Origin of the sequence: Pseudomonas sp. HMSC065H01 (assembly GCF_001815235.1) — a bacterium.
In the GTDB taxonomy this organism is placed as follows: Bacteria; Pseudomonadota; Gammaproteobacteria; order Pseudomonadales; family Pseudomonadaceae; genus Pseudomonas; species Pseudomonas aeruginosa.
Window position 1 is genome coordinate 1 of record NZ_KV819936.1, and the last position, 21,540, is coordinate 21,540.

A 21,540-nucleotide genomic window follows, 5' to 3' on the forward strand; every position below is an offset into this window, starting at 1 on the left:
TAGTGCAGGTGGTGCGGGCCGGCCCAGATGTAGATCGAGATGATCGCCCAGAAATGCACGATGGACAGGCGATAGGAGTAGATCGGTCGCCCGGCCTGCTTGGGCACGAAGTAGTACATCATGCCGAGGAAGCCGACCGAGAGGATGAAGCCGACCACGCTGTGCCCGTACCACCACTGGATCATCGCGTCGGTGGCGCCGGAATAGGCCGAGTAGGACTTGCCCAGGCTCACCGGCAGCAATGCGTGGTTCACCATATGGACCATCGCGGTGACGATGATGAAGGCGCCGTAGAACCAGTTGCCGACGTAGATGTGCTTCACCTTGCGACGGGCGATGGTGCCGAAGAACAGGTAGGCATAGACCACCCAGACGATCGCCATCCACAGCGCCAGCGGCCATTCCATCTCGGCGTATTCCTTGGAGGTGGTATAGCCCAGCGGGTAGCTGACGATCATCCCCACGATCGCCGCCTGCCAGCCCCAGAACACGAAGCGCGCCAGGGCATCGGAGATCAGCCGCACGCCGCTGGTGCGCTGCACCACGTAGAAGGAGGTGGCGAACAACGCGCTGCCGCCGAAGGCGAAGATCACCAGGCTGGTGTGGATCGGGCGGATGCGGCCGAAGCTGGTCCAGGGCAGGTCGAGGTTGAGCGCCGGCCAGACCAGTTGGGCGGCGATGAACACCCCGAGGCCCATGCCGAGGATGCCCCAGACCAGGGTCATCAGGGTGAACTGGCGGACGACGTCGTAGTTGTAGCCGTCCGGATCTTTTCTGCTATCCGTATCGTTCATGGTCGCTGGCACGCCGGGCCCCGGGGTCCGGCCGGCTGGCGAGCAGGCGCGACCCTCGGGTCCTCGTTGGGTTATCGGTATTTTTCTGGGTATCCCGTTGCCGGGTCGATGGAGTGCGGAGGTCGGATCTTCGTCTGGAAGGCTCGGAACAGACGGCTCATGGCACTGGTGGCCATTCTAGGAGGGGAGCTTTATTCGTCTCCAACGAATAATGTTGCTATTACAGTGCAAAATTATTGAATTGTAACGGAGGAGGACTTCCGGGGCAGGGCGCACAACCGCTTCGTGGGATGCGCGCCAGGGCGGCTATCCGCCCTCCGCGATGGCGCTGCCGGCGATGGCAGGCTCAGCCAGTCTTTTTCTTCTTCGGCAGTAGGCGCTTGACCAGCAGCACCCCCGCCAGCACCACCGCGCCGGCGACGATGCCGAACAGGAAGTTCAGCAGGGTCGGGGTGATCGCCGCCAGCAGCGGGCCCAGCGTGGCGATGCCGGCGACGCTCTGCGCGGCCTGTTCGATGGCGTGGTGGACCACCGGGATACCGTGGGTGAGGATGCCGCCGCCGACCATGAACATCGCCGCCATGCCGACCACCGACAGGCCTTTCATCAGGTATGGCGCGGTGCGCAGGATGGCGCCGCCGAGGCCTTGGGCAAAGCCGCTGTCGCGCCTGGACAGGTAGAGGCCGGCGTCGTCCAGCTTGACGATGCCGGCGACCAGGCCGTAGACGCCGATGGTCATCACCAGGGCGATGCCGACCAGCACCAGTACCTGGGTGGTGAAGCTGGACTCGGCGACGGTACCCAGGGTGATGGCGATGATTTCCGCGGAGAGGATGAAGTCGGTACGGATCGCGCCGCCGATCTTCTGCTTTTCCAGGGCGGCCACGTCGACATTGGCCGCCAGCGCTGCCTCGTCGGCGTGCTCGTCGTCATGAGGCAGGTATTTGTGGGCGATCTTCTCGAAGCCTTCGAAGCACAGGTAGGCGCCACCGAGCATCAGCAGCGGGATCACCGCCCAGGGCGCGAAGGCGCTGATCAACAGCGCGGCGGGGACGAGGATCGCCTTGTTCCGCAGCGAGCCCTTGGCTACCGCCCAGACCACCGGCAGTTCGCGGTCGGCGTTGACCCCGGTGACCTGCTGGGCGTTGAGGGCCAGGTCGTCGCCGAGGACACCGGCGGTCTTCTTCGCGGCGACCTTGGTCATCAGCGAGACGTCGTCGAGCACCGCGGCAATATCGTCGAGGAGGGTGAGGAGGCTGGCTCCGGCCATCTTGGGTTTCCTTACTGGGTGGTGGGCACCGCCATCTTGGCGGGGTGTGTATTTGACACCGGATCGCGGCGGCGGAACAGTGCCTCGCGTTGGAGCGCGGGAGCCGCCACACAGTTCATTGCGCAGGCGTTCGAGCGAGGTTTGCCAGGGCCAGGCGGGCGATGGCCAGCTCGGCTTCGGTCTCCTCGCGGCTGCCGTCCTCGTCGAACCAGGCCGCCGAGAGTCCGGTCCAGGCCAGGATCCATTGCAGCAGGCGGCGGCGCTGCAGGCCGCTGGCGGCGATTACGATCTCCAGCTGGCGCTCGAAACGGCCGGGCGCCTGGGCGGTCTTCGCGTCGGGATTGGTGAACAGGTTGGCGTAGTCGTAGCCGCGCTCGCCGTAGAGCCGCTTGGGGTCGATGACTTGCCAGCCGCGCTCGCCGAAGTCGAGCACATTGCCGTGGTGGATGTCGCCATGCAGCGGGCGCTGTTCGCGAGCGGTCTCCAGCAGGTAGCGGGCGGCATTCGCGCAGTCGACGTAGAGCCCGCCGTAGCGGCGCTCGGCGGCATACAGCGAGTCGAACCAGCGCTCCAGCGGGGTCAGCTCTGGCAACGGACCCGGGCGCGGGGCATGGATGCGTTCGATGGCCTGGCAGAGGATACGCGTAGCCTCGTCGTCGTCGCCGCGCCTGACCATCTCCAGCAGCGAGCGCCCGCCGGTGGCACGCTCCATCAGCAGCGCCTGGTGGTCGTAGGCCAGCACCCTGGCCGCGCCCTGGCCGTCCCACCAGTTGAGCAGTACGTGGCCGAAACGCTCTTCTTCGGCACTGGATATCTTCAGCATCGCCGCTGCGCCGCGATGGCGCACCGGCAGCAGGCGGCTGCTGTGGGTGGCGAAGGGCTCGCCGTCGGGTTGCAACGCCCAGCGCTCGAGGTAGGGCAAGAAATCGAGGGATTCGTTCACGGTCGGTCTCAGGCGCCCAGGCGCTGCTGGATGAAGTCGAGGAAGCACTGGATGCGCAGCGCCAGTTGCGAGTTGCGATAGTAGACGGCGTGGATCGGTTGCCGGTATTCGCTCATCTGTTCGGCGAACAGCGGCACCAGGCGCCCATCCTGGATATCGCGGTCGGTCATGAAGCTGGCCAGGCAGGCGATGCCCTGGTGGCTCAGGGCCAGTTGGCGGAGCGTCTCGCCGCTGGAGGCAGAGATATCCGGCTGGATCTCCAGGCGATCGCCGTCGGCGTGCACCACCGGCCAGCGGTTGAGGTGCTCGGGCTGGGTGAAGCCGAGCAGGGTGTGCCCTCGCAGCCCCTCGATGCTCGCCGGCGTGCCGTGGCGGGCCAGGTACTCCGGGCTGGCGAGGATGTGCAGGCGGCTGGCGCCCAGCGGCCGCGCGTGCAGGGTGGAGTCGCTGAGCGCGCCGATGCGGATCGCCACGTCGGTGCGTTGCTCCAACAGGTCGATGATCAGGTCGTTGGTGTTGAGTTCGAGCTGGATGTCCGGGTACAGCCGGCGGAACTCGCCGATGTGCGGCACCACCGCGTGCAGCATGAAGGGCGAGGCGGCGTTGATCCGCAGGCGTCCGGCGGGGCTCTGCCGGCGCAGGGCCAGGCGTTCCTCGAGCGCCTCCATCTGCTGCAGGATCTGCCGTGCCTGGTCGAGGAAGTAGCGGCCTTCCTCGGTCAGCTCCATGCGCCGGGTGGTGCGGTTGAGCAGGGTGGTGCCGAGCTTGTGCTCAAGGCGCGAGAGGGTCCGGCTGACGGCCGAGGCGGTCAGTCCCATCTGTTCCGCGGCGGCGCTGATGGAACCGCTGTCGACTACACTGACGAAGCTTTGCAGTTCATCGGAGTTGGCTTTCATTCGTGACTCCAGGGCAATCATTGCCGAAGCATAGCGATGTTTTCGGCAAGGACTGAAGAGGCACGCGTGCCCGCAGGAGGTTTTCATGCCCGGCCACCGCATTACCCTCACCGGAGAAAAGCAGACGCTCCTGATCACCCTCTACGCCAAGGCGCTGGATAGCCGCCTGGACGATTCCATCCTCCATGACCGTTTCGCCGAGGAGGCGGTGCGGCAGATCGACTTCGACTTCTCCAGGGTCGCCCTCGGCAAGGGCAACGAACGGGCCCTGGCCATGCGCTCGCACTACTTCGACCAGGCCTGCCGCGAGTTCCTCGGCCGCCATCCCGAGGGGCAGGTGCTCAACCTCGGTTGCGGCCTGGACAGCCGTATCTACCGGGTCGACCCGCCGGCCGAGGTGCCCTGGTTCGACCTCGACTATCCGGAAGTCATGGACCTGCGCGAGCGACTCTACCCGCCGCGCGCCGGCGCCTATCGGGCGCTGCGCCACTCGGTGGACGACGACGGCTGGCTGGAACGGGTGCCGCGCGAGCGGCCCGCCCTGGTCCTGGCCGAGGGGCTGATGCCTTACCTGCGGGAGTCCCAGGTGCGACGCCTGGTGGAACGCCTGGTCGACCACCTGGGTAGCGGCGAGCTGCTGTTCGACGGCTACGGCCGCCTCGGCATCATGCTGCTGCGCCTGTATCCGCCGCTGCGCGAGACCGGGGCGCAGGTGCATTGGAGCATCGACGACCCGCGTGAACTCGAGCGGTGGCATCCGGCCCTGCGCTTCATCGAGGAGGTCACCGACTATGACCCGCAGGACGTCGCCAAGCTGCCGCAGTCGTCGCGGCTGATGCTGCCGATCTACAACGGCTTCGCCTTCCTGCGGCGGATGGGCCGGCTGATCCGCTACCGTTGGCCCAGGGTCTAGGCGCCGCAGTCGAGGCCGGGGTCAGGCGAGCACCGCCACCGACTTGATCTGCGCCCACAACAGCTGGCCGGGTCGTAGTTGCAACTGGTCCCGCGAGTAACGGGTGATCCGCGCCAGCAGCGGATTGCCGCCGGCATCCAGGCGCACCAGGACGTGGGCCGCGGTGTCGGTATCGACCAATTCCAGGACCCGTACCGGCAGGCGGTTGAGGATGCTGCTCTGGGCGTCGTCGCGCAGGTTCAGGCTGACGTCGCGCGCCTGTACCTTGAAGCGCAGGCGCTTGCCGGGGGCCAGCGGGGCGTGGGCGACGCGCATTTGCAGCGCACTGCCGGGCAGGACCAGGGTCAGCAGGCCGTAGGCCGGGTCGTGGTCGCTGACCGTGCCCTCGATCACCACCCCGGCATCGTCGTCCAGCGCCAGCGGCAGGTCGACTCGCGCCAGGGTTTCGCCGATCGGCCCGCTGGCGCGGACCTTGCCGTTCTCCAGCAGCACCAGGTGATCGGCCAGGCGCGCCACTTCGTCTGGCGAGTGGCTGACATAGAGCACCGGGATGTCCAGTTCCTCATGCAGGCGCTCGAGATAGGGCAGGATCTCGCCCTTGCGCTTCAGGTCGAGGGATGCCAGAGGCTCGTCCATCAGCAGCAGGCGCGGGCTGGTGAGCAGGGCCCGGGCGATGCCGACGCGTTGCTGCTCGCCGCCGGAGAGGCGTTCCGGCATGCGTTCCAGCAAGTGCTCGATGCCCAGCAGGGCGCAGGCCTGTTCCAGCTCGACGCGGCGTTCGGCGGCGGCGATGCGCTTGAGACCGAAGGCCAGGTTGCGCCGCACCGTCAGGTGGCGGAACAGGTTGGCATCCTGGAACACGTAGCCGAGGGCACGTCGGTGGGGCGCGACGAAGAGGTTGCGGCGGCTGTCCTGCCAGGTCTCGCCGTTGATCGTCACCTCGCCCTCGGCGGCCTTTTCCAGGCCGGCGATACAGCGCAGGCAAGTGCTCTTGCCGGAGCCTGAATGGCCGAACAGAGCGGTCACGCCACGACCGGGAAGAGCCAGGTCGATGTCCAGTTCGAAGCCGGGGTAGGCGCGGCGGAAGCGCAGGCGCAGGCCATCCATCTCAGGCCCAGCCCGGCCGGCGGCGCCGGCCCGAATAGAGGGCGAGGAGGACGACGAAGGAGAACGCCACCATGCCGCCGGCCAGCCAGTGGGCCTGGGCGTATTCCATGGCTTCGACGTGATCGAATATCTGCACCGAGACCACGCGGGTTTTCTCCGGGATGTTGCCGCCGATCATCAGCACCACGCCGAACTCTCCGACGGTATGGGCGAAGCCGAGGATCGCGGCGGTGACGAAACCCGGCCGGGCCAGCGGCAGGACCACGCTGAAGAAACGGTCGACGGGGCTCGCGCGCAGGGTCGCGGCAGCCTCCAGCGGTTTCTCGCCGATCGCCTCGAAGGCGTTCTGCAACGGTTGCACGACGAAGGGCAGCGAGTAGAACACCGAGCCGACCACCAGGCCGGCGAAGGTGAAGGGCAGGGTGCCGAGACCGAGGCTCTGGGTGAGCTGGCCGATGAAACCGTTGGGACCCATGCTGACCAGCAGGTAGAAGCCGATCACCGTCGGCGGCAGCACCAGCGGCAGGGCCACCACCGCGCCGATCGGCCCCTTCAGCCAGGAGCGGGTGCGCGCCAGCCACCAGGCGATGGGCGTGCCGATCAGCAGCAGGAGGAGGGTGGTGAGCGAAGCCAGCTCGATGGTCAGCCAGATGGCCGCCAGGTCCGTACTGTCGAGTGGCAACGCCATGCAGGTCCCGCCTTAGAGTTCGTAGCCGTAGGACTTGATCAGCGCGGCGGCCTTGGCGCCCTTCAGGTAGTCGACCAGGGCCTTGGCGGCGGCGTTGTCCTTGCCCTTGTTGAGGATGACCGCGTCCTGGCGGATCGGGTCGTGCAGCTCGGCGGGAACGATCCAGGCCGAGCCGGTTGCGACTTTACCATCCTTGTAGATCTGCGACAGGGCGACGAAGCCCAGTTCGGCGTTGCCGCTGGAAACGAACTGGTAGGCCTGGCTGATGTTCTGGCCTTCCACCAGCTTCGGCCCGAGCGTGGCGGCGAGGCCGAGCTTGTCCATCGCCTGGGTGGCGGCGAGGCCGTAGGGCGCGGTCTTCGGGTTGGCGATGGACAGGTGCCTGAAGCTGCCACTCTTCAGCACCTCACCCTTGGCGTCGACGTAGCCGGCCTTGGGCGACCAGAGTGCCAGGGTGCCGATGGCATAGGTGAAGCGCGAGCCGGGCACGATCTCGCCTTCCTGCTCCAGTTTCGCCGGAGTGCTGTCGTCGGCGGAGAGGAAAACCTGGAACGGAGCGCCGTTCTTGATCTGCGTATAGAACTGGCCGGTGGCGCCGTAGGCGGCAACCAGCCTGTGCCCGGTGTCTTTCTCGAATTCCTTGGCGATGGCCTGGATCGGCGCGGTGAAGTTGGCCGCGACGGCGACCTGCACCTCGTCGGCGCTGGCGGCCAGGGATACGGCGCTGGCGAGGAGGGCGAGCAATAGCTGGGGCAGGCGGGTGGTCATGGAGTGCTCCTGTGGGGGGCGAACGAAGTTGGCGGACGGGGCTGGCGCAAGCTTAGGGGTTCGCTATGGCTTTTGGAATATAGCGCTACGCGGAAATTGATCCGGCGCAAGTCGCTCAGCCGGCCAGCGCGCGGAAACGCCGACGCGGCGCGGCCTCGCCGGGGAGTGCCAGGCAGCCGGCGCAGACCAGGCGGACGATGTTTTCCGCCGCCTGCCGGTAGTCGCTTGCGTCCAGCCCGGCCTGGCCGGTGAGGCGCGCCAGTTGCCAACCGCCAAGGGCATAGGACTCGGTCATCGCCCACAGGTTGAGCAGCAGGTGGTACGGATCCAGCGGCGCCAGCAGGCCTTCGTCGATCCACTGGCGGATGCGCTCGGCGTTGCGTTCCGCCTGGGCGTCGAGGCGTTCCAGCAGCGGCGCCGGCATGCGCGGCGCGCCGCGCATGATCTCGCAGGAGAAGACTCTGGCCGCGTGCGGCCGCTCGGCGCCGATGCGCATCTTGTTGTCGACGTAGGCGCGTAGCGCCTCGGCGGGCGGCTGGTCGCCGGCGAATGGCCGGGAGGCTTCCAGCAGGGGCTCGACGATGCTGTCCAGCACCGCCTCGTAGAGTTGCGCCTTGGAGCGGTAGTAATAGAGCACGTTGGCCTTCGCCACGCCGGCGCGCTCGGCGACGTCGCTGAGCCGGGCGGCGCTGAAGCCGCAGTCGGCGAAGACTTCGCAGGCGGCGTCGAGGATCAGTTGCAGGTTGCGTTGGCGGATCTTCTTCATCGGGACCGATACGGGGCAGGTTTCGTTGTTAATATTTTTATATAACGAACATCTTGTGCCTGGATAGTCGTCGTCAGGCCGGCGACGCTTGATCGGATGCGCATTGCCAAGCCGTGGGGGCGCTGGTATCTGTATGCATGAACAGTACCAGGCTCCGCTTCCCGTGAATTCCCCAGCGCTTCCCGAACCCTTCTACTACCTGCACAACTTCCGCGCGGTGCTCGCCTGGATCGGCGAACGCTATGCCGATCTGCTCGACGATCAGGAACGTGCCTTCATCGCCGCGTTCGCCGAGCTGCCCGAGGCCAGCCAGGCCCTGCTGGTGCGCATGGTGATGCGCAAGGGCACGCTGTTCCGCGAAGGCAAGCTGGCCTATGCCGAGATCGGCGACACGCGCGCCGCCGTGCAACCGCTGTTGGCATTGGGCTGGGTGGACGCGCAGCCGACCCTGGAACTGGCGCAACTGTTCGGCTTGCTGAAGAAGGACGAATTGTCGCAGCTGTTCAGGGACCATCTCGGGCGCGCGAACCTGCGCAAGGATGCGCTGCTGGAACGGCTCCAGCCGTTGTTCCCCGAGGCGCGGCGGCTCGCCGAGTGGCAGGCCGACTTCGCCGAACCGGTCTACGAGTTGCGCTGCATGGCGCTCTGCGACCGCTTGCGGTTGATGTATTTCGGCAACCTGTGGCAGGACTGGTCGGAGTTCGTCCTTGCCGACCTGGGTATCTATCGTTACGAAAGCGTCGAGTTTTCCGCCGACTCTCGCGGCTTTCGCCTGCGCGCCGACGTCGACGCCTATCTCCACCTGTTCGACTGCCGCCAGCGCTTCGACCTCGGCGAGCCGCTGGAGGAACTGCTCGCCGGCCTGCCGGGCGAACCCTACGCCAATCCCTGGCTGGAAGGGCGGCGGGTCAAGCTGCTGTTCCAGTTCGCCCAGCACTGCGAAAAGCAGCGGGATTTCGACCTGGCCCAGCGGCTCTATCGCCAATCCAGCCACCCCGGCGCGCGCCTGCGGGCGATTCGCAGCCTGGAACGCGGCGAGCGCTTCGCCGAAGCCCATGCATTGGCGCGGGAGGCCAGCTGTGCGCCGGAAAGCGACGCCGAACGCCAGGGCCTGGCCCGATTGCTGCCGCGCCTGCAAGGCAAGCTCGGCCTGCCGCGACAGGCGCGGGCGGCGGCTCCTGAAATCGACCGCCTGGACCTGTGCCTGGCGTACCCGAGCGAACCCTGTAGCGTCGAGTGGGCGGTCCGCGAGCACCTGGAAGAGCCCGATTGCGCGGTGCACTACGTCGAGAACGGCCTGATCAATTCGCTGTTCGGACTGCTCTGCTGGGAGGCGATCTTCGCCGCCATTCCCGGGGCGTTCTTCCATCCCTTCCACAGCGCGCCGGCGGACCTGCACAGCGCCGACTTCCGCCAGCGCCGCGCCGCCCTGTTCGAGGCCTGCCTGGGACGGCTGGAGGACGGCAGCTACCGCGACGCGATCCGCTGTCGCTACCGCGACAAGTTCGGCCTGCAGTCGCCCTTCGTCTACTGGGAACTGCTTGGCGAGGAACTGCTCGAACAGGCGCTCGATTGCCTGCCGGCGGCCCACCTGCGCGCCTGGTTCGAACGCCTGCTGGAGGATATCCCGGGCAACCGCGCCGGCCTGCCGGACCTGATCCAGTTCTGGCCGGCGCAGCGGCGCTACCGGATGGTCGAGGTCAAGGGACCGGGCGACCGCCTGCAGGACAACCAGTTGCGCTGGCTGCAATTCTGCTGCGAGCGGGAGATGCCGGTGGCGGTCTGCTACGTGCGCTGGCATGTCGATGACTGAGCAGGGCGGCGAGGCGCTGTACCAGGTGGCGGTGCGCGCGCTTTGCGAGTTCAGCGCCAAGCGCGGCGACCTCGACCTGCGCTTCACCCCGTCGCCCAGCGCCCTGGAAGGCATCGCCGGACATACCCTGGTGACCTCCCGGCGCCCCGCTCACTACCAGCGCGAAGTGGCGCTGGACGGACGCTACCGTCACTTGCAGGTGCGCGGCCGGGCGGATGGCTACGATCCGCAGGCGAACTGCCTGGAGGAAATCAAGACCCACCGCGGCGACCTCGCCCTGCAACCGGCCAACCACCGGCACCTGCACTGGGCCCAGGCCAGGGTCTACGGCTGGCTGCTCTGCGCCGAACGGAAGCTGGAGGAAGTCGAACTGGCGCTGGTCTACCTGGAGGTCGGCAGCCAGAAGGAGACCCGCTTCGTCGAGCGGGTGCGGGCCGACGAGCTGCGGCTGTTCTTCGAGAGCCAGTGCCAGGCGTTTCTCGCCTGGGCCGAGCAGGAACTGGCGCACCGCGAGCGGCGCGACCGCGAACTGGCCGCGTTACGCTTTCCCCACGCCGAATTCCGCCACGGCCAGCGGCAACTGGCGGAGGCGGTGTACAAGGCCGCCTCCGCCGGTTGTTGCCTGATGGCCCAGGCGCCGACCGGGATCGGCAAGACCATCGGCACGCTGTTCCCGCAACTCAAGGCGATGCCCGGGCAGCGCCTGGACCGGCTGTTCTTCCTGGCCGCCAAGACCCCGGGCCGGGCCCTCGCGCTGCATGCCCTGCGCAGCCTGGAAGGGGAGACCGGCGGACTGCCGGTGCGGGTGCTGGAACTGGTGGCGCGGGACAAGGCCTGCGAGCACCCGGACAAGGCCTGCCACGGCGAGTCCTGTCCCCTGGCCCAGGGCTTCTACGAACGCCTGCCGGCGGCCCGCGCCGCCGCCGTGGAGGCGCGCTGGCTGGACCAGGCGCGGTTGCGCGAGGTGGCGCTGGCGCACCGGGTCTGTCCCTACTACCTGGGCCAGGAACTGGCGCGCTGGTGCGACCTGGCGGTGGGCGACTACAACTACTACTTCGATCTCGGCGCCATGCTCCATGGCCTGGCCCAGGTCAACCAGTGGCGGGTGGCGGTACTGGTGGACGAGGCGCACAACCTGGTGGAGCGCGGCCGGCGGATGTATTCCGCCGAACTCGACCAGGGCGATTTCCTCGGTGTGCGCAAAACCGCCCCGGAGGCCCTGAGGAAACCGCTGGAGCGCATCCAGCGTGCCTGGAACGAACTGGCCAAGACCCAGGCGGACGACTACCAGGCCTACGACGAGCCTCCGCAGAAGCTGCTCCTGGCCTTGCAGAACGCGGTGGCGGCGATCAACGACCTGCTCGCCGAGCAACCGCAGGCGCTGGAGCCGGCGTTGCAGGAGTTCTACTTCGCGATCCTGCAGTTCGGCCGTCTCGCCGAACTGTTCGGCGAGCATTCGCTGTTCGACATCGAGAAGCGCCCAGGCCGCAACGGCCGCAGCCTGGCCCGGCTGTGCCTGCGCAACGTGGTGCCGGCGGCGTTTCTCGCCGAGCGCTTCGCCGCCAGCCGCTCCACCGTGCTGTTCTCCGCTACCCTCGGGCCGCGCGACTATTACGCCGACCTGCTCGGCCTGCCGGCGGGCACGCCCTGGCTGGAAGTGGACTCGCCATTCAGCGCCGAGCAACTGGAGGTGCACATACAGCGTCGGGTTTCCACGCGCTATGCGCAGCGCCAGGCATCCCTGGCGCCCATCGCAGCGATTCTCGGCGAGCAGTTTCGCCAGCGGCCGGGCAACTACCTGGCCTTCTTCAGCAGCTTCGATTACTTGCAGCAGGCGCTGGACGTCTTCCGCCAGGCATACCCGTGGGTGCCATGGTGGAGCCAGACGCCACGGATGGACGAGGCGGAGCGCCGGGTCTTCCTCGAGCGCTTCGTCGCGGGCGGCGAGGGCATCGGCTTCGCCGTGCTCGGCGGTGCCTTCGGCGAAGGCATCGACCTGCCTGGCGAGCGCCTGATCGGCGCCTTCATCGCCACCCTCGGGTTGCCCCAGGTGAATCCGGTGAACGAGCAGATCCGCCTGCGCATGCAGCGCCTGTTCGGTGACGGCTACGACTACACCTACCTGTATCCGGGACTGCAGAAGGTGGTCCAGGCCGCCGGGAGGGTGATCCGCAGCCGCAGCGATCGCGGCGTGGTGCACCTGATCGACGACCGTTTCGCCCAGGCCAAGGTGCGCCGGTTGCTGCCGGGCTGGTGGCAACTGCGTTGACCCGTGGCGATACGCCGGCAGGTGCTGCCGGACAGCCGGACAGCCATGTATAATCGCGTCCCCACGATTTCCCCCGATCCGGATACGCCATGGCTTCCGCTCCCGACGCTCTTCCCCAGGCCCTTTCCTCCGACGACGCTCCGGCCCAGGCCGCGCCGAGCGACGCCAGCGCGTTGCTGAAGGCCGCCCTGGCGAAGAAGAACCAGGCCCAGCTCTATCCGCAGCGGAAGATCCACGACAAGGGCCAGCGTCCCGGCATGGCGCCGCGCGGTACCCGTCGTTCGATGGGCAAGCGCTGAGGCCTTTCCCGCGCCTGGCGTTTTGTGGGCCAGTTCCCGCCACGAAGGATCAAAGCGGGCAGCCTTAACAGTTTTGCCCTTTCGCGGCCGTAGGCCGCAGCCCCATCCCTTATGCTCGCCGCCCCTGGGCGAGCCGCGTCGATGCAGCGCGCCCGTTTGCCGGAATCCGCCTGCTGCATGTCGCGTCACCTTCCATCGTCTTTCGTTTCCCTGCGCAGCCTGGCCGGGCATGCGCCCGCTGTGCTTTGCGTGCTGCTGCTGGCGTTGCTCAGCGCCAGCCTGGCCAGCCAGACGCGCTCGCTGCGCCGCGAGCTGGCGGAATTGCCCGCCGCAGCGGCCCCGGCGCCGCCAGCCAACCCTTCAGCGGCCCCGCACGCGGCGTTAGCCGGCTTGTTCGGTGGCGCTCCGTCGCCGCGCGGCGCGACGGCGGGCGAGCGTCTGCAATTACGCCTGCTGGCCTGCTTCCTGGCGCGTCGCGAGGACCGCTCGGCGGCGCTGATCGCGGTGGCCGGGCGCTCGCAGCGCTTCCTGTCGGGCGCCGAAGTGCGCCCCGGCACCGTGCTGCTGGCGGTTCATCGCGACCATGTGGTGCTGCGCGACCAGGGTTATGAAGAACGTCTGTATTTCCCCAAAGCCGAAGGGGCAGAAACCACCCATGCCACGTTGTAGTACCCGTTCCGCCCAGCGCCTGTCTCCGCTGTTCCTGGTCCTGTCGCTGGCCGTCCTCGGCCTGGCGCCGCCGGTCCATCCGGCACCTGCCGCGACTGCCGCCGCGCAAGAGGAAGAGCAGTGGACGATCAACATGAAGGATGCCGAGATCGGCGACTTCATCGAGCAGGTATCGAGCATCAGCGGCCAGACCTTCGTCGTCGATCCGCGGGTGAAGGGACGGGTCACGGTGGTATCCCAGGCGCGGCTCAGCCTGGCGGAGGTCTACCAACTGTTCCTTTCGGTGCTCGCCACCCATGGCTACGCGGTGCTGCCGCAGGGCGACCAGGCGCGTATCGTGCCGAACATGGAGGCACGCCAGGACGCCGCGCAGAAGACCGTCCGCGATGGGCCGGGCAGCCTGGAGACGCGGGTGGTCCAGGCGCAGCAGACCTCGGTGGCGGAACTGATCCCGATGATCCGGCCGCTGGTCCCGGCCCATGGCCATCTGGCCGCCGTGCCGTCGGCCAACGCGCTGATCGTCAGCGACCGCCGCGCCAACATCGAGCGCATCGAGGCGATCGTGCGCAGCCTCGACCGGGCCGGCGAACATGACTACAGCATCTACGACATGCGCCATGCCTGGGTCGCGGAAATCGCCGAGGTGCTCGATCGCAGCGTCACCCCGGCCGCCGGGAAGAGCGCCGCCACCGTCCAGGTCCTCGCCGACAGCCGCAGCAACCGCCTGGTCCTGCTCGGGCCGCCGCAGGCGCGAGCGCGCTTGCTGCGGCTGGCGCAGTCGCTCGACGTCCCCTCGTCGCGGTCGGCGAACAGCCGGGTGATCCGCCTGCGCCATGGCGACGCCAAGACCCTCGCCGCCACCCTCGGGGAGATCGGCGAATCGCTGCGCGGCGAGCGGGGCCAGGATGGACGGGGAAGCGGCAAGCGCGGCCTGCTGGTGCGCGCCGACGAATCGCTGAATGCCCTGGTGATCCTCGCCGACCCGGAGGATGTCGGTCTGCTCGAGGACATCGTCCGCCAGCTCGACGTGCCGCGTGCGCAACTGTTGGTGGAGGCGGCGATCGTCGAGCTGTCCGGCGAGATCGGCGACGCCCTCGGGGTGCAATGGGCGCTGCGTAGCGGGCATGTCGCCGGCGGCGCTGGCTTCGCCGACAGCGGGTTGTCCATCGGCACCCTGCTAGGCGCGTTGCAGGCCGGCAAGCCGCCGGCAGAGCTGCCCGACGGTGCGATAGTCGGCCTCGGCAGTCGCGATTTCGGCGCACTGGTCACCGCGCTGAGCCGCAATAGCCGCAGCAACCTGCTGTCGACGCCGAGCCTGCTGACCCTGGACAACCAGAAGGCGGAAATCCTGGTCGGCCAGAACGTGCCGTTTCAGACCGGCAGCTACACCACCAGCGCCAGCGGTTCGAGCAATCCGTTCACCACTGTCGAGCGCAAGGATATCGGGGTGACCCTCAAGGTCACGCCGCACATCGGCGAGGACCGCATGCTGCGCCTGGAGATCGAGCAGGAAATATCCTCCATCGCGCCAACCGCCACCCTGGCGGCGAAGGCGGTGGACCTGGTGACCAACAAGCGCTCGATCAAGAGCACCGTACTGGCCGACGACGGCCAGGTCATCGTCCTCGGCGGACTGATCCAGGACGACCTGCTGCGCAGCGATTCGCGGGTACCGCTGCTGGGCGACATCCCCGGCGTCGGCCGGCTGTTCCGCTCGTCCCGCGAGACCCGGGTGAAGCGCAACCTGATGGTCTTCCTGCGCCCGAGCATCGTCCGCGATGCCGCCGGCCTGGAGCGCATCAGCCATGGCCGTTACCGTTCCATCCAGTTGCTGCGCGGTGCCGCCGGCGAACCGGCGCGCCCGCTGTTCGAGGATGCCGGCGCCATCGACCTGCGTCCCGCCGCCCAGGTCGCACCGGCACCTATTGGCTCGCCGCGCAGCTATCCGGCTCCAGCCCCGGTGCTGATGGAGAAGCCGCGCCTGGCGGACCCGGCGTCCCTGGGCGACGGTCGCGGCGGCGAGGTACCGGAGGTTCGCCAGGGCACGCACGCGCCGCAGCCGCCGTCACCCCAGCGCTACGCCGTGCGATTGGTCGAGGGCAGCAGCGAAGCCTTCATGCGCGCGCTGATCGAGCGGCATCCGGGCCTGTCGTTGCGTTTGCGCCGCGAACTGCGCGATGGCCAGGAGCTGTTCGCGGTGGAACGGGGCGACTACCTCGACCCGGAGCAGGCACGCCGGGCCCTGGCGGAACTGCCCGAAAGCCTGCCGCGAGGGAAGGCGCGGGTGATTGCGCATACGCCGGGAAGCGCCCTGTGACGGACTTCGAATCCTCGCGTCGCGCTCCGTCCACCGGATTGTCCGGCGCGCTGCGGCGGCCGCGCTCCAGCGCAGCGCCACTGCCAGATCTGGCAGTTGTCGCTGGCGGGGACGGAGGCTTTAGTAGCCGCACTTTTTTCCAGGGCCGGGCAGTGGGACCGCAATGCATGGACGACATCGAGACCAGAGTGAGGAAACTGGTAGCCGCCCGGTTCGGCGTGGAGGAATGCGACATCCGGCTGGACAGCGACTTCCGTAACGACTTCGGTGCCGAGTCGCTCGAGGTGGTCGAACTGGTCATGGCCCTGGAAACGGAGTTCGGCGTCGAGATCGCCGATGACGATGCGGAACGGATCGAGACCGTGCGCCAGGCCATCGACTATCTCGAGGAAGCCGTGCCGACCTGACTCCCCCTGGACCACCGGCCGATGCCGTGGTCATTCCCTGCGAAACGCTGTGCGCCACCTCCCGCCCGTGCCGGCGGCAAGGTGCGCGACGTCCCGCGCTTCGATTACGCCGGATCGTCCAGCCCGCCCCGGGCCGATCCGGCTTTTTTTTGCCCGCCGCCGCGATTGCGAGGCGGCCGCCGTCGGTTGGATTTCCTGAATCTTCCCGCGCCTCGCCGGTCGACCGAACAAGGGCAGCGTGCCATTCCCGGCGCGTGCCCGCCATTCGTAACGGAGGTCGTCATGGCTACACGACGGAAAACAACACCCCAGGAAATCGATGATATCCAGGACCGCATGGGTTCGATGCGCGAGCTCGATTTCGACGAGCGCCGCCAGGCGCGCAAGGCGCGGATCGGCGACGAGCGGCCCGAGGCCGAGGTGGAGGCCGAGTTTTCCTCGCGGCGGGTACGTGAGGCGGGCCACGCTGGCGGGCAGCCGGACGAGGACGATGGTTACCAGGATAACGTCGGCATGGACGATCTGGCGCCGGAAACCCTGATCGACGAAAGCGGCGCCCGCTCGCCGGCCGAGCGCGGCGGCGAATCGCCCGCGGACAAGCGCCTGAGGGTCGTGCATGGCAACGAGATCGGAGCCGGCCACGGCCTCGACGAGGCCGAGCTGGCGCGTCGTGATCCGCTCGACGGTTCCTCCGACGAGGAACGCTGAGCGCGCAGACTGTATCGAAGTATTTCCGACGCCTGGCGTTCTGTGATCGATTCGGCTCGGTTGGAGTGCGCTGCCGCACGCTTTACAGCCGGACGGAGCGGGGCACCGGATCTACTGCAAAAGCTGATAGTTGTCTTCCCGGGTGACGGCGTTGCACGGTCCTGCGGCGTGCAACCCGGCCTGGGCGAAATACCGGCGGAGCGGACCAGGCTATCCCGTCGGAGGCGATGTCGCCGGGCTGCTGGCTTTCAAGGTTTCCCTTCGATGACCAGGAGCTACCCATGCAGCACAAAAGATCCCGCGCGATGGCGAGTCCGCGCTCGCCGTTCCTCTTCGTCTTGCTGGCGCTCGCCGTGGGCGGTACGGCCAATGCCCATGACGATGGCCTGCCGGCCTTCCGCTATTCGGCGGAGTTACTCGGCCAGTTGCAACTGCCCAGCGTGGCCCTGCCGCTGAATGACGACCTGTTCCTCTACGGTCGCGACGCCGAGGCGTTCGACCTCGAGGCCTACCTGGCGGTGAATGCGCCGGCGCTGCGCGACAAGAGCGAATACCTGGAGCACTGGAGCGGCTACTACAGCATCAACCCGAAAGTGTTGCTGACCCTGATGGTCATGCAATCCGGGCCGTTGGGGGCGCCGGACGAGCGCGCCTTGGCGGCGCCGCTGGGACGGCTGTCGGCGAAACGCGGCTTCGATGCCCAGGTCCGCGACGTGTTGCAGCAGTTGTCGCGGCGCTACTACGGTTTCGAGGAATACCAGTTGCGCCAGGCGGCTGCGCGCAAGGCCGTCGGCGAGGACGGCCTGAACGCGGCATCGGCCGCGCTGCTCGGTCTGTTGCGAGAGGGGGCGAAGGCCTCCGCCGTGCAAGGCGGCAATCCGCTCGGCGCCTACGCGCAGACCTTCCAGCGCCTGTTCGGCACCCCGGCCGCGGAACTCCTGCAGCCGCGCAACCGCGTGGCCCGGCAACTCCAGGCGAAGGCCGCGCTGGCGCCGCCATCCAACCTGATGCAATTGCCCTGGCGCCAGGGCTATTCCTGGCAGCCCAACGGAGCGCATTCGAACTCCGGCTCGGGCTATCCGTTCTCGTCCTTCGATGCGTCCTACGACTGGCCGCGCTGGGGCAGTGCGACCTACAGCGTGGTCGCCGCCCACCCCGGTACGGTACGGGTGCTGTCGCGCTGCCAGGTACGGGTGACCCACCCCAGCGGCTGGGCGACCAACTACTACCACATGGACCAGATCCAGGTGAGCAACGGCCAGCAGGTCAGCGCCGACACCAAGCTCGGCGTCTATGCCAGCAACATCAACACCGCGCTCTGCGAGGGTGGCAGCTCCACCGGACCGCACCTGCATTTCTCGCTGCTCTACAACGGCGCCTTCGTTTCCCTGCAGGGAGCCAGCTTCGGTCCGTACCGGATCAACGTCGGCACCAGCAACTACGACAACGACTGTCGCCGCTACTATTTCTACAACCAGAGCGCCGGCACCACCCATTGCGCTTTCCGCCCGTTGTACAACCCCGGCCTGGCGCTCTGAGTCGGCGCGGGGCCCGGCTCCAGCCGGGCTCCGCGCGAGGTCCCGCCGCGAGCGAAACGGCGCTGAATACCTGGCGCGTCGCTGCCGCCTCGCCCGGCGCCAGGCTGACCGCGTGGGCCGGCATGCTCAGCCGCGCCGTGGCAGTAGGGCGTAGGCGTCGCGAACCACATCCTTGCCGTAGTGGCGCTCCAGGCGGCGGACGACGAAGTGACCGCGCGCCATGGCCTGGAAATGGTTCATGAACACCGTGTTGATCGCCGCGCCGCCGAGGGCGCCGACGATGGGCACGATCTGCGCCGCGAGCTTTTCCGAATACTGCACGCCCAGGCGCTCGGCGACCTTGCGCACCAGGGCCAGGAGCATGGGCGCGGCCTTCTTGCTGCCGGCGTCCTTGCCGAGGAAGTCGGCGGCCGCCTTGACCTGCTGGGCCAGCGCCGTACGCACCGCGTAGTAGCCGGACTCCGACGCGTCGTCCGAGGCGGATTTGCCGCCGAGGGCGAAGACTTCGATACAGGCCATCAGGGTGTCCATGTCCCTGATCGACTCGCCCTCGCTGCGCGCGATGTCGGCGATGGAACGGAAGATGATGCCGGTGGTGACCGGCACCTCGACCAGCATCGCCAGCGGCCCGAAGAAGCCGCCGACGCCACCGGAAACGGCGGCGCCGAGGGTATGCAGGCGGTTCGCCGGTTGACCGCTGGCGTTTTCCTGGAGAGTGGCGGTGGCCGAGCGGGCGACTTTCAGCAGCGCTCCCTCGATCACCGAACCGAGCTTCTCGTTGACCTTCCGCGGCAGCTTCTTCAGGCCGTATTCGATCGGCGTGCCCAGCAGGCTGGTGAGTTGCGCGGTGAGTCCAGGGTTCTCCAGCAGGTTCTTGGCGGCCTGGAGTTGCTTGAGATCGGCGGGGGAAAGGCTCATGGAAGGTCCGGCTGACGGTGGTCGGTCAACCTAACCACTGTCCGCCGGCGTTGTCCACGCTCAATAGTCGCCGCGCTTGCGGAAGGCCCAGCGGCCGGCGAGGAAGGTGAAGCTGGCGACCAGCACGAGCATGATCCAGAAGCCTTCAGGATCGTCGGCGAAGGGAATCCCGCCGACGTTCATGCCGAAGAAGCCGGCGACGATGTTGATCGGCAGGGCCAGCACCGTGACCATGGTCAGGGTGAAGAGGATGCGGTTGTTCTGTTCGTTGAGCTTGGCCGCGATCTCTTCCTGCAGCAGCTTGATCCGTTCGCCCAGGGCGGTCAGGTCGCTGATCACCAGGGAGAACTCCTCGGTGGCTTCGCGCAGCTCACGCAGGTCGGCATCCTGTAGCCATTCCGGCGGTCGGTTGAGCAGGCGCAGCAGCGAACCGGGCTCCAGCGCCAGCAGGCGTTGCAGGCGTACCAGCACGCGCCGCATGGCGCCGAGGTCGGCGCGGTTGGCGGAGAGGCGCAGGGCCAGTAGCTGGTCCTCGATGCGGTCCACTGCGACGCTGGTTTCGCGGACGATCTGGGTCAGCACGTCGCCCTGGTCGCGCAACAGGTGGATCAGCAACTGCAGGGGCGAACGGAAAGGTTCGCCGTGCTTCACCGAAGAGCGCAGCTTGTCCACCGAGCGCAGCGGTTGCGCTCGTGCACTGACCAGCAGCCGGCCACGGGCGCAGACCCACAGGGTGGCGACGTCCGAAGAGACCAGGCCGAAGTTGAAGACCACGTCGTTGACCACTGCCAGCAGCGCCGAGTCGACGTGTTCGATGCGCGTCGAGCGCGACCCTTCGCGCAGGCTTTCGAAGAAATACTCCGGCAGTTCCAGATGCTTCTTCATCCAGCGCTCGCAGGCGGCATGGGCGAGGTTCAGGTGCAGCCAGAGGAACTCGTCCGGCGCCTCCTCGCGAGCCTGCCGCAGGCAGGCGAGGGCGGTAGCCGAGTCGATTTCCCGCCCCGCTTCGCCGGGGCGGAAACGGAAACCGTAGATCAGGCCGAACAGGTCGGCGTCCTGGGGCGGGGAGATACCGTGATGCATGGTCGCTCGCGGGAGAGGATCGGTTGGATAACTTGGCATCGTGACGATGACGCTTTGATTGCAGGACGATGAAGGCCGCTTCGCGGGATGCCCGGCGATGCTTTCCGTTGGAACTGTCGGGGGCGTCTTGCCGTCGCCTCGCGCCGACGAACTACGAGGTGCCGGGAAGTGCTATTTCATTTCTCCCGGTTTTTATGAAATACGCATCGTAGAGTTCTGATATTTGCCCGCTGGGTTATTTAGTCGATTTGCCGTGCCAGGTGATGGGGGTTGTTTATAAAGTATTATAACTTTTTGATTATATATTGTTTATCAATTAGATAGGCGTGTGATGGCTAAATGGCTGCATGTTTTCCAGGGGTTATCTAAATTGAATTTTTCATGGGGGTTTTCTTAGTCGTTATATATAAAGTCAGACTCGCCTTTTATTTAAAAGCTGCTATTTCTGGATTACATGGTGCGGCCGTTCGGTCGCTGCTTGACAAGAGGAATGTCGGAAATGTCGATCCAGGCGAAAGTTACCCCTATCGATCAGAGTATTTCTTCTGCGGCTGCCGTCGAGGTTCCGGAAAACGGGATACTCAAACTCTCCCAGAGCAGTAATATCGCGCTCGATGTCGCACCGGAGTCGGTGGCGGGATACTCGAAGAGCGGTTCGGACCTGATCGTCCAGCTGAAGACCGGGGAAAGCGTACGCATCGCCAACTTCTATGCGGAAGGCCAGCCTTCCAGCCAGCTGTTCCTGGCCGACAAGGACAAGCTGGTGGCGGTAGATCTGCCGCCGGTCGCCGCCGACGGGCCGCTGATGGCCGGCTACATCCCGCAGGAAAGCCTGGCCGGTTTCGAGTCGCTGACCGGCGCCGGTGTGCTCGGTGGCATGAGCGCAGGGACTGCGCTGCTGGTCGGTGCGGCGGCCATCGGCGCCGGGGTGGCGATTTCCAACAGCAGCGGCGGCGGTGGCGGCGGCGGTTCTTCGGTGCCCCCGGACACCACTCCGCCGAAGGCGGCCAGCGGCCTGAAGATAGCGCCTGACGGCAGCAGCATCAGCGGCCAGGCCGAGGCCGGCGCGAGCGTCGGCATCGATACCAATGGCGACGGCAAGCCGGACCTCACCGTGATCGCCGATGCCAACGGCAATTTCACCGCTCCGCTGAACCCGCCGCTGACCAATGGCCAGACGGTCACCGTGGTGGTCACCGACCCGGCTGGCAACGCCAGCCCGCCGGCCCAGGTCACCGCTCCGGACACTACCGCCCCGGCGCCGGCTACCGACGTGCAGGTGGCGCCGGACGGCAGCAGCGTCACCGGCAAGGCCGAACCCGGCTCGACGGTGGGCGTCGATACCGATGGCGACGGCCAGCCGGACACCACCGT

20 protein-coding genes are annotated in these 21,540 nt (G+C 67.3%); 10 read left to right on the forward strand and 10 right to left on the reverse strand.

The window, feature by feature from the left end; genetic code table 11:
* The 4 genes from HMPREF3014_RS29460 to HMPREF3014_RS29475 all read right to left on the reverse strand — a co-directional run.
* Positions 1–794 (reverse strand): cbb3-type cytochrome c oxidase subunit I (locus HMPREF3014_RS29460; protein WP_177344066.1); only part of this gene is annotated, 794 nt, incomplete at its 3' end.
* A gap of 346 nt (positions 795–1,140) precedes the next feature.
* Entirely contained in the window at positions 1,141–2,064 is a 924-nt protein-coding gene (locus tag HMPREF3014_RS29465; RefSeq protein ID WP_003098208.1) for a DUF808 domain-containing protein, read from the reverse strand.
* Positions 2,065–2,179: 115 nt separating this feature from the next.
* Complete coding sequence (locus tag HMPREF3014_RS29470; protein ID WP_023087570.1) at positions 2,180–3,007, reverse strand: aminoglycoside phosphotransferase family protein; 828 nt, start codon at positions 3,005–3,007, stop codon at positions 2,180–2,182.
* Between the two features lie 8 nt (positions 3,008–3,015).
* Positions 3,016–3,903 (reverse strand): LysR family transcriptional regulator, encoded by an 888-nt coding sequence (locus HMPREF3014_RS29475; RefSeq protein WP_003098210.1) that lies wholly within the window; start codon positions 3,901–3,903, stop codon positions 3,016–3,018.
* 85 nt (positions 3,904–3,988) lie between these two features.
* Between HMPREF3014_RS29475 and HMPREF3014_RS29480 the strand changes: the two genes are divergently transcribed.
* Entirely contained in the window at positions 3,989–4,816 is an 828-nt protein-coding gene (locus HMPREF3014_RS29480) for a class I SAM-dependent methyltransferase (RefSeq protein WP_009876270.1), read from the forward strand.
* 21 nt (positions 4,817–4,837) lie between these two features.
* Here the strand turns inward: HMPREF3014_RS29480 and modC are convergent, their stop codons facing one another.
* The 4 genes from modC to HMPREF3014_RS29500 form a co-directional block, all read right to left on the reverse strand.
* Positions 4,838–5,923 (reverse strand): molybdenum ABC transporter ATP-binding protein, encoded by a 1,086-nt coding sequence (modC, locus tag HMPREF3014_RS29485; protein WP_003098212.1) that lies wholly within the window; start codon positions 5,921–5,923, stop codon positions 4,838–4,840.
* 1 nt (position 5,924) lies between these two features.
* Entirely contained in the window at positions 5,925–6,611 is a 687-nt protein-coding gene (modB, locus tag HMPREF3014_RS29490; RefSeq protein WP_003088068.1) for a molybdate ABC transporter permease subunit, read from the reverse strand.
* 12 nt (positions 6,612–6,623) lie between these two features.
* On the reverse strand, positions 6,624–7,379 hold the full coding sequence (gene modA, locus HMPREF3014_RS29495) for a molybdate ABC transporter substrate-binding protein (RefSeq protein WP_003117674.1): 756 nt from the start codon (positions 7,377–7,379) through the stop codon (positions 6,624–6,626).
* Between the two features lie 115 nt (positions 7,380–7,494).
* Entirely contained in the window at positions 7,495–8,145 is a 651-nt protein-coding gene (locus HMPREF3014_RS29500; protein WP_003098214.1) for a TetR/AcrR family transcriptional regulator, read from the reverse strand.
* A gap of 133 nt (positions 8,146–8,278) precedes the next feature.
* On the opposite strand from HMPREF3014_RS29500, the gene fan1 reads away from it, so the two are divergent.
* The 8 genes from fan1 (at position 8,279) to lasA (ending at position 18,165) form a co-directional block, all read left to right on the forward strand.
* On the forward strand, positions 8,279–9,958 hold the full coding sequence (gene fan1, locus HMPREF3014_RS29505) for a nuclease Fan1 (protein ID WP_009876271.1): 1,680 nt from the start codon (positions 8,279–8,281) through the stop codon (positions 9,956–9,958).
* Positions 9,951–12,227, forward strand: a complete 2,277-nt coding sequence (locus HMPREF3014_RS29510) for an ATP-dependent DNA helicase (RefSeq protein ID WP_023084372.1) — start codon at positions 9,951–9,953, stop codon at positions 12,225–12,227. Before fan1 ends, HMPREF3014_RS29510 begins: the two co-directional genes overlap by 8 nt.
* A gap of 89 nt (positions 12,228–12,316) precedes the next feature.
* On the forward strand, positions 12,317–12,526 hold the full coding sequence (locus HMPREF3014_RS29515) for a hypothetical protein (RefSeq protein WP_003088087.1): 210 nt from the start codon (positions 12,317–12,319) through the stop codon (positions 12,524–12,526).
* 141 nt (positions 12,527–12,667) lie between these two features.
* Complete coding sequence (locus HMPREF3014_RS29520) at positions 12,668–13,195, forward strand: type II secretion system protein N (protein ID WP_023087569.1); 528 nt, start codon at positions 12,668–12,670, stop codon at positions 13,193–13,195.
* Positions 13,182–15,512, forward strand: a complete 2,331-nt coding sequence (gspD, locus tag HMPREF3014_RS29525) for a type II secretion system secretin GspD (RefSeq protein WP_009876274.1) — start codon at positions 13,182–13,184, stop codon at positions 15,510–15,512. Before HMPREF3014_RS29520 ends, gspD begins: the two co-directional genes overlap by 14 nt.
* Before the next feature lie 167 nt (positions 15,513–15,679).
* The gene (gene acpP, locus HMPREF3014_RS29530) at positions 15,680–15,919 is read left to right on the forward strand and encodes an acyl carrier protein (RefSeq protein WP_009876275.1); all 240 of its coding nucleotides are present in this window, start codon (positions 15,680–15,682) and stop codon (positions 15,917–15,919) included.
* Between the two features lie 282 nt (positions 15,920–16,201).
* Complete coding sequence (locus HMPREF3014_RS29535) at positions 16,202–16,627, forward strand: hypothetical protein (protein WP_003120217.1); 426 nt, start codon at positions 16,202–16,204, stop codon at positions 16,625–16,627.
* Between the two features lie 281 nt (positions 16,628–16,908).
* A complete protein-coding gene (gene lasA / locus HMPREF3014_RS29540) occupies positions 16,909–18,165 on the forward strand; it encodes an elastinolytic metalloprotease LasA (RefSeq protein ID WP_016263583.1) in 1,257 nt (418 codons plus the stop codon).
* Positions 18,166–18,291: 126 nt separating this feature from the next.
* Here lasA and HMPREF3014_RS29545 read toward each other — a convergent pair whose 3' ends face one another.
* Together HMPREF3014_RS29545 and HMPREF3014_RS29550 are read right to left on the reverse strand one after the other, a co-directional pair.
* Positions 18,292–19,083, reverse strand: coding sequence for an EcsC family protein (locus tag HMPREF3014_RS29545; RefSeq protein WP_003106675.1), 792 nt, complete (start codon positions 19,081–19,083; stop codon positions 18,292–18,294).
* Positions 19,084–19,143: 60 nt separating this feature from the next.
* Complete coding sequence (locus tag HMPREF3014_RS29550) at positions 19,144–20,166, reverse strand: transporter (RefSeq protein ID WP_003088098.1); 1,023 nt, start codon at positions 20,164–20,166, stop codon at positions 19,144–19,146.
* Positions 20,167–20,665: 499 nt separating this feature from the next.
* Between HMPREF3014_RS29550 and HMPREF3014_RS29555 the strand changes: the two genes are divergently transcribed.
* Positions 20,666–21,540: Ig-like domain-containing protein (locus tag HMPREF3014_RS29555; protein ID WP_134607572.1), on the forward strand; the 875-nt coding region annotated here is incomplete at its 3' end.